This window comes from Vibrio penaeicida (assembly GCF_002933855.1).
In the GTDB taxonomy this organism is placed as follows: domain Bacteria; phylum Pseudomonadota; class Gammaproteobacteria; order Enterobacterales; family Vibrionaceae; genus Vibrio; species Vibrio penaeicida_A.
Genome location: NZ_BFAQ01000030.1, coordinates 13934 through 32256, shown reverse-complemented (window position 1 = coordinate 32256; position 18323 = coordinate 13934). Strand labels below are relative to the sequence as shown.

14 protein-coding genes are annotated in these 18323 nt (G+C 43.3%); 6 read left to right on the top strand and 8 right to left on the bottom strand.

Annotation, left to right across the window (positions count from 1 at the left end):
• Positions 1–20: 20 nt before the first annotated feature.
• Entirely contained in the window at positions 21–1082 is a 1062-nt protein-coding gene (locus VPNCDNU1_RS17685) for a polysaccharide deacetylase family protein (RefSeq protein WP_104401546.1), read from the top strand.
• A 148-nt stretch (positions 1083–1230) separates the two neighbouring features.
• Positions 1231–2658, top strand: coding sequence for an FAD-binding protein (locus VPNCDNU1_RS17680; protein ID WP_104401545.1), 1428 nt, complete (start codon positions 1231–1233; stop codon positions 2656–2658).
• A gap of 47 nt (positions 2659–2705) precedes the next feature.
• Here VPNCDNU1_RS17680 and VPNCDNU1_RS17675 read toward each other — a convergent pair whose 3' ends face one another.
• From VPNCDNU1_RS17675 to VPNCDNU1_RS17635, 8 genes are all read right to left on the bottom strand, one after another.
• Complete coding sequence (locus VPNCDNU1_RS17675) at positions 2706–3422, bottom strand: HAD family hydrolase (RefSeq protein ID WP_104401544.1); 717 nt, start codon at positions 3420–3422, stop codon at positions 2706–2708.
• 148 nt (positions 3423–3570) lie between these two features.
• Positions 3571–4275 carry a DUF3047 domain-containing protein gene (locus VPNCDNU1_RS17670; protein WP_237324163.1) on the bottom strand — a complete coding sequence of 235 codons (705 nt, stop codon included), beginning with the start codon at positions 4273–4275 and terminating at the stop codon, positions 3571–3573.
• Positions 4276–4315: 40 nt separating this feature from the next.
• Complete coding sequence (locus tag VPNCDNU1_RS17665) at positions 4316–4765, bottom strand: hypothetical protein (RefSeq protein WP_104401543.1); 450 nt, start codon at positions 4763–4765, stop codon at positions 4316–4318.
• 106 nt (positions 4766–4871) lie between these two features.
• On the bottom strand, positions 4872–5684 hold the full coding sequence (locus VPNCDNU1_RS17660; protein ID WP_104401542.1) for a hypothetical protein: 813 nt from the start codon (positions 5682–5684) through the stop codon (positions 4872–4874).
• A 262-nt stretch (positions 5685–5946) separates the two neighbouring features.
• Positions 5947–6327, bottom strand: coding sequence for a cytochrome b562 (locus tag VPNCDNU1_RS17655; protein WP_104401541.1), 381 nt, complete (start codon positions 6325–6327; stop codon positions 5947–5949).
• Between the two features lie 138 nt (positions 6328–6465).
• Positions 6466–8172: a pyridoxal phosphate-dependent decarboxylase family protein gene (locus VPNCDNU1_RS17650; RefSeq protein WP_104401540.1), complete on the bottom strand. Its 1707-nt coding sequence runs from the start codon at positions 8170–8172 to the stop codon at positions 6466–6468.
• A 68-nt stretch (positions 8173–8240) separates the two neighbouring features.
• The gene (locus tag VPNCDNU1_RS17645) at positions 8241–10145 is read right to left on the bottom strand and encodes a methyl-accepting chemotaxis protein (protein WP_104401539.1); all 1905 of its coding nucleotides are present in this window, start codon (positions 10143–10145) and stop codon (positions 8241–8243) included.
• A 347-nt stretch (positions 10146–10492) separates the two neighbouring features.
• Complete coding sequence (locus tag VPNCDNU1_RS17635; protein WP_104401537.1) at positions 10493–11584, bottom strand: ABC transporter ATP-binding protein; 1092 nt, start codon at positions 11582–11584, stop codon at positions 10493–10495.
• A 286-nt stretch (positions 11585–11870) separates the two neighbouring features.
• On the opposite strand from VPNCDNU1_RS17635, the gene VPNCDNU1_RS17630 reads away from it, so the two are divergent.
• The 4 genes from VPNCDNU1_RS17630 to VPNCDNU1_RS17615 all read left to right on the top strand — a co-directional run bounded on the left by VPNCDNU1_RS17630 (position 11871) and on the right by VPNCDNU1_RS17615 (position 18244).
• Positions 11871–12791, top strand: coding sequence for a carbohydrate ABC transporter permease (locus tag VPNCDNU1_RS17630; RefSeq protein WP_104401536.1), 921 nt, complete (start codon positions 11871–11873; stop codon positions 12789–12791).
• The gene (locus VPNCDNU1_RS17625; RefSeq protein WP_104401535.1) at positions 12791–13642 is read left to right on the top strand and encodes a carbohydrate ABC transporter permease; all 852 of its coding nucleotides are present in this window, start codon (positions 12791–12793) and stop codon (positions 13640–13642) included. Before VPNCDNU1_RS17630 ends, VPNCDNU1_RS17625 begins: the two co-directional genes overlap by 1 nt.
• 108 nt (positions 13643–13750) lie before the next feature.
• Positions 13751–14977, top strand: coding sequence for an ABC transporter substrate-binding protein (locus tag VPNCDNU1_RS17620; RefSeq protein ID WP_104401534.1), 1227 nt, complete (start codon positions 13751–13753; stop codon positions 14975–14977).
• Positions 14978–15073: 96 nt separating this feature from the next.
• A complete protein-coding gene (locus VPNCDNU1_RS17615; protein WP_104401533.1) occupies positions 15074–18244 on the top strand; it encodes a beta-galactosidase in 3171 nt (1056 codons plus the stop codon).
• The last annotated feature ends 79 nt before the right edge of the window (positions 18245–18323 follow it).

Here is an 18323-nt window from a genome sequence, read left to right as displayed (position 1 = left end):
TGTTCAACAAGGATAATACGATGACTATCAATAAGTTAACTATGATGGCTTGCGTTGGGCTTTTGTCTGCACCTGCTATGGCAAGCACTCAACTGGATTACGAAATTGCGAATTGGAAGGGGTTCCAAGACGCGGCGGTGGTACTGGCGTTTGACGATTACTCGCCGGGTCAGAAAGACATTGCGATTCCTCAGCTTATGGAACGTGATATGGCTGCGACGATATTTGTCACCACGGCAACGGCGGAATGGCTAGGATGGGAGCCTATCGTTCAGGGCCATAATGCTGGCATTGAAATGGCTAACCATACGGTACTTCACCACGATTTTAACGATGATTACACCGACTGGCAGGGCATAACGCACCCACCAGTTACTCCAGATCGTTATGATGATGAAGTGAGATTCGCTTCAGACAGAATTGAAGCGAACACGGGTAAGCGCCCAACAACATTTGCGTATCCATTTGGTAGCTACAATAGCGATATAGCTAAGTATCTTCACGACACTGGCTTCATTGCGGCGCGGGCATGGGATCCGGCTAAATATGTGGTGATGCCTTACGACTTTGCCACATGGGAAGGCGCGTATTACTACCTTCGTTCAACCAATGCTTATATTCTTCAAGACTTGGAAAAATTTGAATTTGTCTTAGATTTTGCGTTGGAGTCGGGTGGCTTATACATCCTAACTTGGCACAGTATTGTAGGGCCAGATGGCGGCGCCGACTGGAGTGATTTGGTTCCGCAAGATGTGTTTGAAAATCAGCTGGATATTGTGAAATCCAAAGATGATGCTTGGGTAACCACGTTCGAAAAAGCAGTGAAATATCACAAGCAGAAAGCGGTTGCGACTGTCAATTTAGTCAGCGTAGATGAAAAAGCCATGACGCTAAACTTAACCGATACCCTAGCCGATGAAGTCTACGACGAAGCGCTGACACTGAAAGTGAAAGTGCCAGCACAATTTGGTGTTAAGAAGGTAGAGCAAGCAGGGCAAGCTCTTGCGTTCAAATGGGATGATCAATCCATTATCTTCGATGCAACGCCAGACCGTGGTGAGATAGTTATTCATAATTGGTAAAAACAGACGTTAATCTAAGGGAAGCCATCGGCTTCCTTTTTTTGTTGATGAATACTGCGTTAGAAGGCTTAATCTGTTTAGCCATACTTGTATGAATATATTAATCATGTGGTTATGATTTTTATCATTTCAGTTGATTGAGTTAATAATGAAAACCAAAATTTTAGCCTTGTTTTTAATTGGAGCGACTTTTCATTCTAATAGCGCAACTTGGAATGATGTGAGCCGCCTTAATGAAGAAAAGATTCGCTCCGTGTATGTCCCTACGACACACAGCGACATTCAAGATGCGTTAAAAATGGGGGCTAAGCATAATCTACCCATTGTTATATCAGGCACGAAACATAGCCAAGGTGGGCATATTACTCATGCTGGCGCATTGGTCTTGGACATGAGTGGTTTCAACAAAGTAGTTTCTGTTTCTTTGGAAAATAAGCAAGTAAAAGTCCAAAGTGGCGCCACTTGGGATCAGGTACAAAAGGCCGTGAACCCCTTTGGGCTTTCAGTAAAAGTAATGCAATCCTCCAACATTTTCTCAGTTGGAGGATCGATATCTGCCAATATTCATGGCAGAGACCCAAACCACAGTTCGCTTATTGAAACATTAGTAAGTATGAATGTTGCGTTGCCAAGTGGTGATATTGTTACGGCATCTCGCACGCAAAACCAAGATATCTTTTATTCCGTCGTAGGTGGATATGGAAACATCGGCGTGATAATCGATGCGACTTTTGAGTTGACTGATAATGTTCAACTAGAAAAGTCGGTAAAAGCCGTCGACTACACACATTATTGGGCTCAACTCGATGCCGAATTGAAGAGTAAAAAGATAGAGTTGCATTACGGTCGTTGTTCGATTGTAAGAGACGACACCTTCTTACGCGACTGCTACAGCATCAATTATACCCAAAAGGGTAACGAGAGAGTCAGTACACAGCTGGTAGAAGAGTCGAATATCGCTAGGAATCGATTTATCTTTAATAGATCAAGGCATAGTGATTTCGGTAAGTCTGTTCGCTGGTATCTACAACATCAATTGGTTGATATCGAAGGTGAGCCCGAATTGATTTCGCGCAACAATGCCATGCGACCACCCATTCGTTTTCTCGATTATTATTCGGAAAAAGACACCGATATTCTGCAAGAGTACTTTGTACCCGTGGGTCGATTTCCAGTTTTTATGGATGAAATTCGGAGTGTGCTGGAGAGGCATGACGTCAATTTACTTAGTATGACGTTACGTTACCTACCAGAAAATCAAGAAGCAACGTTAAGTTATGCGACGGATGAGATGATAGCGGTTGTTTTGTTTATCAATATGGAGATAAATTCGTCATCGATTGAAAACGCTGGTATATGGACAAGAGAACTGGTGAATAAAGCGTTAGAACAGGGGGGGACTTATTACCTTACTTATCAACGTTTTCCAAGTCAGGAGCAATTTGAGTTAGCTTACCCAGCTTGGCGTGAATTCAGAGTATTGAAAAACCAATTCGATCCGAATCACAGATTGATGAACAATTTTTACAAGCAATATTTCATGCAATCAAATGCTAACCTACATACAAATAGGTAATCTTGTGCTAGTGAAATCTCTTCATAGAGCGATTATTTTGTTTTCATTTAGGTTTTTGCATTTTCCAACGCAATAATATGAATGATGGTATCCGATACGCCCTTCAAGTTATCTGCTTGTTTGAAGACCAATTTCTTTTTTGGTGAAGAATGAAAACCAGATAACCAAATGGCTTTCATTCCCGCATTTACAGCGCCTTGCATATCATTTATTGGGTGATCGCCGACATAAATGCACTCGCTCGTAGCGTAGCCGGCACTTCTTGCAGACTCTATAAAAATGCGACTATCCGGTTTCTTATAGCCTGCCTTTTCAGAGCTAATTATTTGGGAAAAATGCCGTGAAAATGATGTTGCGTGTGCTGTGCGTTGACGGCTCCATTCCTCTCCATTTGAAATTATGCCTAAGTGGAGCCCCTTTTCCTTAAGTGTGGTAATCAGTTCATGTGCATGGTTCATTTCGACGGCACATTCAGGAATGTTGTCTTTCCAAAACTGCTCGATTTCAATGGGAAGAGGAGGAGAGTACCAGTTCAGTTGCTTGGGGAGTTCATAGGCAATGGCGGTGTAGATCCGTCTGTATGGAGAGTCCGGTTTCAGGTAGCCGCCATTATCCAGTGTTTTAATCAATGCAGATATTTTATCTGTATCACTCTCAGCTAATTGCTTGGAAAAATGGTCATAGAACTTCAGAGCAAAGCGATCGATACTCGCATTTCGATCAACGAGGGTGTTGTCTAAATCGAAGTAAACCGCTTTTATCATTGTATATCTACGCCTCTTTGAGCCTTAGCGCTTCTTTAGCAAAGCGATGCTATCTAACCATTTGATATCAAGAATCTAAATACGATTGTTTGGTATAGGCTGAGAATACATTTCTGAATGACTAAAAAACACGCCCTAAAGTCAGTGCCTAATTAGCGCTAAAGACGATATCCCCGTAATAGGTTTCCGCTTTTGATTGGCTGTTGTCGGTGTCGGTCATAATGGCGACAACATCAATGTATTGATAGGCTTTTTGATTCGCTTTGTCGCTGCCTTTGTCGCCAACGTAAGTAATGAGATCTTGGTATACGTTGCGTTTCTCACTATACCAGTGATGAGTCTGTGATTTGACTCCCTGTACGGAGAGCATTTTTACTTTTGAACCGACGTACGCATTGTCCCAAACCTCTCCCTTGTCTTGCGAACTGGACCATACGTAATTAAGGGATTGGGTCCGCCAAGCCATTAACCCCCCATCAATTACTACATAGAGCCGAGCGGCGTAGTCATCGCCATTTTTTGAGCGTTCGTCCAATTGAGGAAGCTTCTCTTCTACTCGCCAACTCCAATTTAGGTAAGGGGTTTCAAGGAGGTTAATTTGCTTCGCTAGAATTAACCCGGATGCAGCACCCTGACTAACCGCTCTTAACACTTTTTGATCGTCCAGCTTCACGGTTTCGTAACGCGTTTGACCTGAAAAGGACTCCTGTTCCCACTCTTGCGTATTTCCGTTTGCTAGCAATACGTGACTCGTTTGGGCGTACGAAAATGAACTTCCTAGACCCAAACAAATAACCAGCACCACGAAGGCTGCACGTACCCGACGTGCTTTGCATTGAGGTTTCAACAACACATTATTATCCCTATTCCAAATGACCCTATTTCAACGTTCTTTACTTCACACGACTTACCGAATACCCATCACCTTTCGATGTGGTGAGATCGACTATGATTGGCTTTCCGCCATAACCATGTACGTTGCATTTGGCTCTTACGGCCACCTTGGTAATAGATTGAGGTATTTGAATTCCACACTTACTTCGCGTAAAGGGTTGCTCATTGTCGTGAGGGTGGGCGAGGGGGCGAATACCCAGAACATTGCCTTGCAAATCGATGACTTGCCATTCGTCGGCATAGTGCTCCCAACTTTGGTCGTTGTGTCTTACGGTTGTGTGGAAACACCAACTCTTGTTTGCATTTTGTACCGCTTTCACCTGCTTAACTTGCGCATAATCTAATGAGGTTGAGTAATTGTTTAAATCGAACCCCAGTGAAAAAGGCGAGAATAGCGTACTTAAAGAAAGTAGGAGTGAGGTACGTCCTAAGCCCAGTAAATGCTTCATTATGAGTCCTATGTTTTTGTGCCGAAAATGGTATCGATCCATAAAGACCGCCAATGAGCCACTTTTGCTTCAGCGGATAAGAGGTGAGGGCACACAGGTGTGATCTTTATCCGAGTATCTCTGCAAAATCGGATGCTTGACATGATCTGATGAATTTCGTCGATATGTTCGGTCTAATGGTATCGAATGACATATTACTTTGTCCGTCGATGGCCGATACCATTTCAGCTTTAATGAATTGAATATCAATATTATCAATTTCAAAGCTGAGTAAATCACACCTGTAATCTTCTGGTTCAATACTACCTATTTCATAAATTATGGCCATTTGATGCTTGCCAGGTCTTAACCAACTGTGTTCCTTAAAGATGCCTTCAACGTAGCTATCAACAATCTTTAATGGTGGGATGTACATCCTTCCGCTCATATATTCGCATTCTGGGTAGTTGTCCTCGCACCACTTTTTATTATCCTCGGCAAGCGCTTTTCTGGAATTTTTAAGGAGCAATGACCAATCGTCACTGAGTTGGCGGCTAGTGAAGCGTAAGGTTTTAGCCCAAATAGAATCAGGCTCAATAGTTTGCGGTGAGTACTCTAGCCAGTGATTAAACATCATTTCACCTTGCTTAGGGAATTTTATATCAGATGCTTTGTAACTATTTGAACTGTCGTTATCTATGACAATGGTGAGGTCATGAATAATTCCTTTTTCCTGCCCAGAATTCCCGAAAACGGGTCTTAATGATAAGGACAATCCTTCATTGGGGTTTGGAGATATTTGAATACTGGTGATTTTTTGAATGCGTAGATCATAGCTTTCAAAATACTTATATATAGGTTGGAATTGAGATAACAAAACCGCGATTGCGGCTACACAAAGAGACAATAGGTCGTGATTGTTTTTGTCGATTTTTATCACTGTACTCGAACTCCATTTCGCAGGTGAGAGTCATTGATAGCATATGACTTAAACTATAAATGATATGCTAATCAATAAATCCCGATTTTTTGTAATTGCTTTCGAGATATAAGTGCTGTGAAGAGGTGAGTTCTTAAGTATTAGGGTTTAAGCGCTTCTTTCATGAGTTAAACAGGAGCCAGCGGCTCTTTACGAGAAAGTGCTTTTATTAACCAAACTAAATCTATTAACCAAATTAAATCTATTAACCAAACTAAATCTATTAACCAAACAAAGTCGACCAAATGCTGGGCTTCTTTTTGTCGTGGTATTCTTTTCTTAGGTCGTCTATTTCTCTTAGTATCGTCTTGGCACCTTTGAGATCATCGTCATCCAATTTTGATTCTAGCCTGTCAACCGCATCTGTGAGCTTGCTAAATCCGCTTTGGAAAAGCTCTTCGCGCTCTGGGGGAAAGCTCGCATTTGCAGATTGTAATACGAGTTTTTCAAATTCTTCGATAGGTGCTCTCATCTCTTCGACAGAGCTCGCCTCGGCTGCCTGGTTAAAGGCTAGCTTCATTTGTTTCATGTTGGCTGAAAGGTCAGATTTTGCAACTGCGCTAAATGCGAAGAGAGAAGTGAGTAATATGATTGCTGATTTCATTGCTTATCCTTTATTGTTGAAAAGGATTGTAGCTTATGCGTTATTCATTGGATATGAAAAAGCCGGCAGATACCGGCTTTATGCTCTCGCATATGGTGCGAATTATTTGTGGCTTGAGAACTATTTGTGGCTTGAGAACTATTTGTAGCTTGAATAGTACAAACGTTCTAAAAATGCGTCTATGTGCTCTCGCTGCGTGGCAGGGTTCATAAAGACGGCTTTTTCACCAGGGATGTAAGAGTAAATCCCACGTCCTACATAATTAGAACGCGAAATAAATTCTACCCAGTTGGTGTATAAGCCCGTTTTGCCGCGGTTATTAAATATATGACGGTGGAATTCACTATTATGCTCCATGCGCGTCTTTATCGCTTCATTATTGGTGCTGTGTCGTTCTAACTCAAACTCTTCATTCGCGTCTTTGACAACATTGCGATCATACAAGCGGAACGTCACACTAGGGCCTTGATTTTCTGGTACCACGACCTTACACGCTGAGTCCTTCATTAACTGATGGCGCATGTAGTTCGCATTTTGTAGGCTGTGAGCGATAAGCGTTTGATACCCTTCTAAGCCCATGTATTTGAGCGCAGAATAAGCGCCAAACAAACCCGTTGCACCACGGGAACATTCAATAGTGGATTGCAGGTGTGTGTCTTCTTGAAGATCGTTTTCAAAATAGGAGAAGTTCTTCGGATCGTTCTTTAGCGCGTCCATGTCTTTCTTGTTCTTTATCATCACAAGGCTAGACGTGTAAGGGACATAACCCCATTTCTGGAAATCAACGGTAAATGAATCTGCGTATTTCAGTTCACGCATACGAGCAGCAACACTTTCAATGCCATTCAAAGTTGCTTCATTAATACCAATCGGGTTCCCAGCAAAGTCATAGTCTATGAAGAACATCATCGACCAGCCCACAGCGGCGTCCACATGGATATGAGGTTTTACCGCGATGTCGTATTCTTTACACAGGCGTTCACGCAAGTCGTAAACAGGCTTAACCTGGTCAATCGCAAAGGTATCGGTTGTACCCATCGTTAGCATGATGGTTGGTACGACGGTGTTTACGTCGAAACATGCGCGCATGCTGCGTTCTAGATCAACCAAATCAATTTCGTGGCTTTCCGTTACCTTTATTCGAATGGTTTTGTTGGTAATGTCGATGCCAAGCAGTGAAAGATTGGTCATATTGGAATAGTGACCACCTTGAGAGTTCAAAATGCGGTAATCACGAGTTGAATCTAGCCCTTTATAAATAGCCTTGGGCAGCGATTTTCGAATCCCAAGTAAATAACCATATAGGTTGCAGAATGTGCCACCTTGGGTGAATAAGCCCGTTGATTCGTTTTGATCGTAACCAACCACATTGGCAATTTGGCGAACAACATTTTTCTCTAGCTGTTCTGCCATTCCGGCGTATTCGCTGTAAACCAAATTCGGGTTCGCGAGTGTTCCCATCATTGCGCCATAAATGGCTGGATCGGATGGCATGGTAATTACATTTTCAACCGAAGAGGGGTTTTCCCAGTCTTTCGATAATGCGGCAGCAAATGCCAGCACGTCATCTGGTGTTCCTGTTGGCCTCATGCGATTTGCAGGCACATGATTTTGGTTCAACAAAGCGTCATGAAGTTCAGCGCTGTTGGCGTAGGCGGCCAATCGCTCGTTTGGTTGAAGGTGCTTGGATCGGAACTGGTTTAGTGCAGCAAAACCTGGATCTTTATAGACCGGCCACAAGTTTTCGTCGCGAGAGAAGAAATCACGAAATACTTCGTTATATAGCTTCGTAAACTCTGGAGAGGCGTGGTTTGCTTGCGCGTCATTCAACAAAGAAATGTCCATAGCGTTTATATCCTTATGGAAATATTTTGTTACAAGAAGAAAGGGCATCATTTCTGATGCCCTTTTGTTTATTGAACTTTAAATTGTCCGACTAGATGTTCTAGATGGGCGTTGGATTTTGAGAGTGACTGTGTCACCGATACCGTGTTTTGACCGCTCGAAACAAGCGACTCGACGATATCTCTAATGGCAAGCATGTTGCGTGAAATTTCATCGGATACGGCGCTTTGTTCTTCTGTCGCCGTCGCAATCTGACTACTGATGTCGTCAATCTGATTTACTGAGTTAGAGACAATATCCAAGCTGCCAGATACTTCAGATGTTTTCTCTGCTGTGATCTTACAGCGTTCTTTTGTTGTCTCCATCGCGTTCACGACTTTGTCGGTGCCATCCAGCAGGCGTGTTAGCATGTCAGAAATTTCTGTTGTGCTGTTTTGTGTTCGAGCTGCGAGAGCACGAACTTCATCCGCTACAACAGCAAAGCCTCTACCTTGTTCGCCTGCACGCGCGGCTTCAATCGCAGCATTAAGCGCAAGAAGGTTTGTTTGCTCAGAAATGTCACCAATGACGGAAAGAACCGCACTGATTTGGTTGGCATCAGTATTCATTACTTGAATGCGCTCAGCCATTTCTTCCACTTCGTCCACCAAAGAGCGAACCGTTTGAACAGCATTGTTAACCACGGCTTTTGAATTGTGTGCTTCAGAAGCGGTGGAAACGGTAACTTGAGAAGACTGCTGCACACTTTCAGCTACGGAACGCGCACTTTCACTCATTTCAGTAATAGAAGTAACCACTTGTTCGGTTTCAGCCGAATGCGAAAGCAGCATTTGCTCGTTCTGATTAGCCGATGTGGTGAGTGTTCGGATACCTTCAGAAATTTGAGCACTAGATTGAGTAATCTCGCCAATCATGTTTTGAAGGTTAGAGACAAACTTATTGAAGCCTTGTGATATTTGGCCTAAGTCGTCATTTTGGTCGACCTTAAGGCGTGCTGTTAGGTCGCCATTACCATTTGAAAGATCCAATACAGCGGCTTTCAAGTGATCTAATGGTCGGAACAACTGGTTAATTACGAAGAAGATAATGATCGTTGAGATGGCTAGAAGCAGCAGCCCAACAAAGATCGATGCTTTCACCGCGTCGTTGACATCAGATAATGCGGTACTCTGGTCTACGAAGACCATAAGAGTCCAGAAGTTGTCGTTATCGATTTTTATGCGTTGGAAGTAGCCATCAAAGTCGATACCCAAGTAAGGGAATTGAACCAAACCATTTTGACCAGAGCGGAAGCCATTTTCGATCACTTGGAAAGTAGGGCTAACTTGAGAGGGTGTTCTGCCAATATCGGTAGGGTCATCACTCGCAAAAAATTTGTGGTTACGATCAGACAAGGTTGCAGCACCACCAGCAAATCGCATAGAACCCACTTGGTTAACAATGCCATCCAGATTTACGTCACCGATCAGCACAGCAATTAATTCACCGTTTTGATAAACCGGTGCTGAAATGCTCATGACTTGTTTTTTGGTGATGATGTCTTGATAAATATCACTGGTGATGGTTTTTCTGCTCTGCACCGTATCGGTAAACCAAGGGCGGGTTAGGTAGCGGTCGGTGACCTCTTTAATACCACCGTCATCAGACATGTAGTTACGGCCGTCTGTGTAGGCAATCATTATCGCTGAGATCAAAGATGTTTCAGAGAGAAGAAGAACTCGGTCTATGTTTTCTTGATCGCTTAAATCCTTACTGAAATGTAAAGCCCCTTGATGGATGGTTCGAATTTTCGATTCCATCTCGGTTTCAATTTCTTTTACATGACTGTTCAGTTTTTGCTGGGTGGCATTTTGAAGCCCAGCAATCATTTCGCTTTTGAGGTTAATGATGCTAATGGTTGCCAAAATTGACAGAGATACCGCTACCAGCAAGACAACACTCATATTTATTCGTGCTTTAAAACCTAATCGCATAGCTACCCTCACACGTTGGTACGTAAATTTATTGTTAGTCGAAAATAGAGCTATTCACGGAAATAAATTCCGACAAACGTAAGTTCACTCAGTGTTATGTATTATTAGTTTTATGAATACCGAGTTAATATCCGGCGGATTATGCCATACTAATAAAACTATCTATGAGCTTTTTCTAGGTTGCATAATACATAACTGTGATATTGATCACGTCAAAAATGAGCTTATTTCACAAGCATCAAAAGTGAGAAAAAATATTGGTGGATTGTGTGAGTTTAAAGAAATGTCTGAAACAATTTTTTACATTGGTTTGGAATGGAATTGGGAGGAAAATCCTCCCAGATTGGTTATTTAATCGTTACGTTTTGACCGTTTTTATAAAACAGATGAATATCTTGAGCTTGGCACCCAAGAGTTAGCGACTGGTACTTGCTAACATCTTGATCACCCGGTGAATGCACTGTAAATCCATCGACGCCCAATGATTGCCCAAACATATAAGTACTGTTTCCAAGTCTTTCTACTACCTCGCTATCGAATTGGAATTGAATATCACTTTCTTCTCCAATCAATAGATGTTCAGGTCTTATTCCTAGCGTGAGTGAATCCCCGGGGTTGGCAGACAATTCGTTTTTATAAGGTATGGTTATTATTGAATCGTTGGGGGCTTTTAAAGAGAGGGTTTGAGCTGAATATGAAATTAACTGCGTTGAGATGAAATTCATCTTTGGTGAGCCGATAAAGCCAGCGACAAATTCGTTTACGGGGTAATGATATAAATCGAGCGGTGTTCCAACTTGCTCAACATTGCCAGCGCGCAACACCACTATTTTATCGGCTAGTGTCATGGCTTCTACTTGGTCATGCGTTACGTACACCATGGTGTTTTGTAACTCTTGGTGTAACTTAGCAATCTGAAGGCGCATTTCCACTCGTAGTTCTGCATCAAGGTTAGATAAAGGCTCGTCAAACAAGAACACTTTTGGGTTACGTACTATGGCTCGACCAATGGCTACCCTTTGTCTTTGCCCACCCGAAAGTTCTTTCGGTTTACGCTTAAGCAATGGGTCCAGTTGCAATGTTTTCGCCGCAATAGAGACTTGTTTCTCAACCTTTTCTTTAGAGTGCCCTGTCATTTTTAATCCAAAGCCCATATTTTCTTCAACGGTCATATGGGGGTAGAGCGCGTACGATTGGAAAACCATGGCGACTCCACGCTCAGCAGGATCTACGTCGTTAACAATTTCGTTTTCTATTTCAATGGTTCCATCGGTAATTTCCTCAAGCCCTGCGATTAACCTGAGTAGAGTCGACTTCCCACAACCGGAAGGACCAACAAAAACGACAAACTCACCATTATTGATCTCTAAGTCTACGCCGTGAATCGTTCTTATATCGCCATATTCTTTTATGACGTTTTGTAGAGTGATGTCTGCCATGTTGGACTCCCAAGTACAAGCAAATAGAAATAATTAAAATTTAAAATACGTGAACGAGCTTTTTTTGTTAGCGACTTGTTAATAATAGTTGATCGTGATCAACTAAAAAGACCACGTTTTGATGAATTTTGTGGAAACGTTTACATTTTGAGTTTTATACTGTGCAAAATTACGCCGATGATCCTATATTGATAATACCCACAGGTAAGAGGCAGCATTTTTTCGCAAATCGCTTCTACTTAGATTCAAAGCGATTTGAGCGAAAATTGAAAAGGAATGCATGAAAATGGAACAATCTGTGAAAACGATATACCCCAGAAACGGGATGCCTTCAGCAAAGAGGAAAAGAAGTACACTTCGGCGATATACACCGTGGTTATTTTTGTTACCAGCAATGGCGATTTTTCTGGTTTACGTGATTTACCCGATCATAGACAGTATTTGGTTGAGTTTTTTTGAGTGGGATGGATTGGGCGAAAAAACGTGGGTTGGGTTGGACAACTATGTAGAGCTTTTTGAATCTGAAGCCTTTTATACCTCTTTAAAAAATAACTTTTTATGGCTGATCTTTTTCATGATAGCGCCCCCCGCAGGGCTGGCGATTGCGCTTTTCCTCAATCAGCAGGTTAAAGGCATTCGGGTTGTAAAATCTTTATTCTTTTTTCCGTTTGTCATTTCACAAGTCGTGGTTGGGCTGGTGTTTGCGTGGTTTTACGATCCGACATTTGGACTATTTAACATCGCTTTATCAAGCATAGGTATCGAACCTATTGCTATTTTATCGGATGAAGATTATGTCACCTACGGCATTATTGCGGCTGGTTTATGGCCTCAGGTGTCGTATTGCATGATCTTATATCTCACTGGGCTGAATAACCTCGATCCTGAACAAATTGAAGCAGCACGTTTGGATGGTGCAAAAAAATGGCGAATGCTTTGGTATGTCGTTCTTCCCCAGTTAAGACCAGCCACCTTCATTGCCATTGTTGTTACGGTTATTGGTGCGCTTCGTTCTTTCGACTTAGTGGCGACCATGACTGCAGGTGGCCCTTGGGGCAGTTCATCAGTGCTTGCGTATCAAATGTATGAAGAGTCGATCTTCAATTATCGAATGGGTTATGGGGCATCGGTATCGGTTGTTCTGTTCTTAATCATGGACGTTTATATCGCTTACTTCTTGTGGCGCATGTTGAGGAGTGAAAAATAATGTACCCACAACCAATTCAAAAAGCCGGGCGCTTTACCAATATTAGCTACCGTGTTGCCTTGCCTATATCGATTTTGATGTGGCTGCTTCCTCTTATTGCCGTGATGATGACGTCTGTTCGATCCATTGAAGACATCAACAAAGGAAACTACTGGGGTATTCCTAGCGAGATACAATTTTTCGAAAATTATTCGCAAGTATTCACTTCAACCCCAATGGGACAATACCTGCTTAACAGCCTTATGATTACTTTACCCGCGGTTGCTGGTGCTGTCGCCTTGTCTACTTTGGGTGGTTATGCCCTCGCAAAGTTTAACTTCAAAGCCAATATCTGGATATTCGCTACCTTCATTGCTGGAAACTTTGTTCCATTTCAAATCCTAATGATTCCTGTGCGCGACCTAACTATTACCTTTGGCTTGTACGATACGCGTTCTGCATTGATTTTGTTTCATATCGCGTTTCAGGCAGGGTTTTGCACCTTATTCATGCGCAATTTTATTGTCGGAATCCCTGATGCGTTGATCGAAGCGGCACGTGTTGAAGGGGTGAGCGAATGGCGAATTTTCTGGCACGTCGTGTTACCACTCGTAAGACCAGCACTGGCGGCACTTTCAGTATTGGTATTCACTTTTATTTGGAATGACTTTTTCTGGGCTCTGGTGCTAGTACAAAGCGACGAAGTAAGGCCGGTGACGGCAGGGCTAAGTGCGCTGCGTGGTCAGTGGTTGGCTTCTTGGCAGTTCATTTCTGCTGGTGCCGTTGTCGCTGCAATACCACCAGTTGTTCTATTTTTTACGATGCAACGCCACTTTATTGCTGGGCTGACGCTCGGGGCGACAAAAGGATAATCGCATCGAAACTAAGGCATTAGATTTTCAACGGATTTGGCGAAAGTAAAACAATAATAATCCTATTTTGGACCACAAAGAGCACCGCTCAACAACAAGGACCTTATTATGAACTACGTGAAACACATTGCGACTTCTGTGATGCTCGCTGCCTCAATAGCCAGTACTGCGGTTGCAGGTACGCTAGTGATTAACTCAAATGCATCGGATGCTGCGCCAAAGAAAGCATGGGATGAAGTAGTTGCACGCTTTCAAAAGGCAAATCCGGATGTAGAGGTTAAATATAACCTCTATGACCACGAATCGTACAAAACGACGATTCGTAATTGGTTGGTCACGTCGCCACCAGATGTTGTGTTCTGGTTTGCGGGTAACCGTATGAAAACATTTGTGGATCGTGGATTGCTGGAAGACGTAAGTGATCTGTGGGCACAGAATGGCATGAACGAAGATTTTTCTTCCGCTGCACCTGCCATGTCGGTGAACGGGAAAAAATACGGTGTGCCTTATACCTATTACCAATGGGGCGTTTACTATCGTAAAGATCTGTTTGAAAAATTTGGGATTGCAGAGCCTAAAACGTGGGACGACCTAAAATCCGCCGCCGCGAAACTGAAAGCGAATGATGTGGCTCCTTTTGCTATTGGCACCAAATATTTGTGGACAGCCGCAGGTTGGTTTGACTACTTGAACCTTCGTACCAATGGCTTGGATTTCCACATTCAATTAATGGATGGAAAAGTACCTTATACCGATGAGCGTGTGAAGAAAACCTTCGCGAAATGGGCTGAATTGGTTGAGCCAGGCTACTTTTTGGAAAATCACGCGTCCTATTCTTGGCAAGAAGCACAGCCTTTCCTTTACAACGGGCAAGCCGCTATGTATCTCATCGGTAACTTCATTACGCCAAACTTCCCACCAGAAATGGATGGAAAAATGGGCTTCTTCCAATTCCCTGTGATTGACTCATCCGTAGGGATGGCAGAAGACGCACCTATGGATACCATTCATATTCCGAGTAAAGCAAAAAACAAAGAAGAAGCACGCAAATTCCTAGCGTTTGTTGCTACTCCTGAAATTCAATCATTGATTAACGACAGCATTCTTCAAATTCCGACCAACAAAAATGCCAAAGTGAAAGACGATCCGTTCTTGAACAAAGGCGTTGCAATGTTAGGCAGCGCGTCGGGCACCGCACAGTTTTATGACCGAGATACCGATCCTGCAATGGCGAAAGAAGGGATGAAAGGGTTCCAAGAATTCATGGTTCACCCTGAACGCCTAGACAAGATCTTAAAGCGTCTTGAAAAAGCGCGCCAAAGAACCTTTAAGTAAATCGGTTTGATTTGCCGCAGTGTAGGGCTGCGGCATTCTTTTCTAATTTCTAACAAGATCTTATGTTTAACAAGGTCTTATATTGAAGGCGATACCATGAGACAGTTTGCGGAGATTCTAATGGCTCGCGAATGGGAAAATCAGAACATTACACATCACAATGTTCTTAAAGCCCATGCCCCGTTGCACGCCTATTCTGAACACAAAAACGCTGTGTTAGGTGGTGATGGTGCACGCACCTATCTTAATGGTTCTTGGTCATTCAAGTTATTTTCCCAGCCTGAATTGGTCGAAGCACATTGTGTTGAACACCACTTTAACGATTCTAGTTGGGACACGATTGCCGTCCCCAGTAATTGGCAATTGCAAGGTTATGATTTTCCAATTTACACGAACGTAAAATACCCATTCGATGACAACCCGCCTTACGTTCCCAGTGAAAACCCGACAGGTGTGTATCGCCGTGATTTTATGCTCGATGAGCGAGATTTAGAACAGCAGATTCGTTTGGTATTTGATGGTGTCAATTCTGCTTTTCACCTCTGGTGTAATGGCAAGTGGGTTGGGTATTCGCAAGACAGCCGACTGCTTGCAGAGTTCGATTTGAGCGAACACATTGAATTAGGTTCGAATCAAATCACGGTTATGGTTATGCGGTGGTCGGATGGAAGCTATCTTGAAGATCAAGACATGTGGTGGTTGAGCGGCATCTTCCGAGATGTTTATTTGCTCAAAAAACCAAAACAACGAATCGAAGATGTCGCCATTCAAACCGAACTGGATGCGTCTTATTGTCATGCGCTGTTGAAGGTCAGAACTCACGTATGCGGTAATGTGTCTGAGCTAAAAACACGTATCGCGCTTTATGATTCTGAAGGAAAAAGCGTAATGGAGTCCGACTTTGCCAATACAGGAGAAGTATTGGTTGATGAAAAAGGCGGTTGGAACGACAGGACGCATCACAGTATTCAAATTAGTCACCCTAATAAATGGAGCTCAGAATCGCCGTACCTTTATCGGTGTGTGGTTTCTTTGTTTGATGACGCGGAGAATTTACTCGATTGCGAAGCATATGCTGTCGGATTTCGCCAAGTCGATATTATTGATGGACTGCTTCGGTTGAATGGGCAGCCCTTATTGATTCGCGGTGTAAACAGGCACGAGCATCACCCTGAGTTTGGGCATGCAGTCTCGAAAGAAAGTATGCTGGAGGATGTTCTTTTATTAAAGCAAAACAACTTTAACGCAGTCAGAACCGCTCATTATCCGAATCATCCCTATTGGTATGAGTTATGCGACCAATACGGGCTCTACGTTGTGGATGAAGCCAATATCGAATCTCATGGTCAGTTTCCAATGTGCCGGCTTTCAGACGATGTTTCTTGGCTTCCTGCCTACATGAGGCGCGCGTCACGGATGGTAGAACGAGACAAAAATCACCCGAGCGTGATCATATGGTCTTTGGGGAATGAATCTGGGATTGGTGGCAACCACCACGTTATGTATCAATGGATAAAAAATGCAGATACGACTCGTCCTGTTCAATATGAAGGTGGTGGTGCAGATACGGCGGCGACCGACATCATTGTGCCTATGTATTCGCGTGTTGAAAGCGATGTGGTATTTGGTCAAGATCCTGAAAAGGTCAACAAATACGGCATCAAAAAATGGATTTCCCTACCGAATGAATCGCGCCCACTCATTTTGTGCGAATACGCGCACGCCATGGGAAATAGCTTAGGCAGTTTTGATAAGTATTGGAAAACCTTTCGAGAGTACCCAAGGTTACAGGGCGGCTTTATTTGGGATTGGGTCGATCAAGGGCTGACAAAAACAGACGATAACGGAACTACCTATTGGGCATATGGTGGCGATTTTGGCGACCGTATTAACGACAGGCAATTTTGCATTAATGGGCTGATTTTCCCAGACAGAACCCCTCATCCAACATTGATAGAGGTGAAAAAAGCGCAGCAGTTTTTCCAGTTCTCACTAGTTGGTGCTCAGAATTTGCGGATTAATGTATCCAATGAACATTTGTTTCCATCGGATGCAAAGTTCACCCTGCATTGGCAGCTCCTTGAAGGAGATAACCTCGTTGAGCTTGGGCAGTTGCCGTTAGATACCGCCCCTAACCAAAAAGAATCGGTTGTGTTGTCTGAACATCACTTGCCAACTCAGGCGAAAGCACAACGTTACCTTAACTTGCACGTAGTGCTAAGTAACGATCAGGCATGGGCGGATGCTGGTTTTGAAGTAGCCAGTGAGCAACTGAATGTACCGACAATAACGTCGCTCGAAAGCAGTAAAAGTCTTATTGATAGTGAAACCCTAGTTAATAGCGAAGCGCTTGAAAATAGCGAAACCCCTGAGAAAAATGGCGACGTCCAATTCAATGTGATGGCTAACCAAATAGAAATAGTAGGGCAGGAATTCAGCGTTCGATTCGACAAGAAAACCGGGCTTATCGCACAGTGGTTAGTGAACGGTCAGAACGTAATGGCAGAGCCACCTAAAGACTGTTTTTATCGCGCACCTTTGGACAACGACATCGGAACTAGCGAAGCAAATCATGTTGATCCCAACTCTTGGGCTGCTCGCTGGAAAAGCACTGGCTTATGGGATATGACACAAAACTGCACCCGCTTCAACGCCACACACATGGGGGAATACGTGCAAATTGAAGCGGATTTTTCTCACCGCCATAAAACATCTTGCTTGATCAAAACGCGCTGGGTTTATCACGTAAAGTTCTCCGGCGAACTGGAAGTAAGTGTAAAAGTCGAAGTGGCTTCTGGGCTGCCTTCTCTACCTAGAGTCGGTTTGATTTTTGCGCTTTCAGACAGCGATCAGTCTGTCGATTGGTTTGGGCGAGGACCGCATGAAAATTACCCCGACCGACAACTTTCGGCACACATAGGGCATTATCAATTAGCCGCCAGAGATTGGTTCACCCCTTATATATTCCCGACTGAAGCAGGGCTGAGGTGTGATGTGACCAGAGCGACCATTGGTGATTTCACGCTTAGTGCACCGATTTCACAACCGATTCATTTGAATATGTCCCAATACAACCCCCAACACGTTGGGCAAGTAAAACACACCAATGAATTGGTCGAAACGGGGTTGATGTATGTGAACGTAGACGGAGCCCACATGGGTGTTGGCGGCGATGATTCATGGACGCCAAGTGTCCATTCAGAATTTCTACTTACGGATCATTCATACCATTACCAGATCACGTTGAAGCCAAATATGAACGGCTGAATCAGCGCTCAATCTTGGATTTAACCTCTGGATGAAAAGAATTTTAAAATAAATTGTAAACGTATACACAAGGAATTAA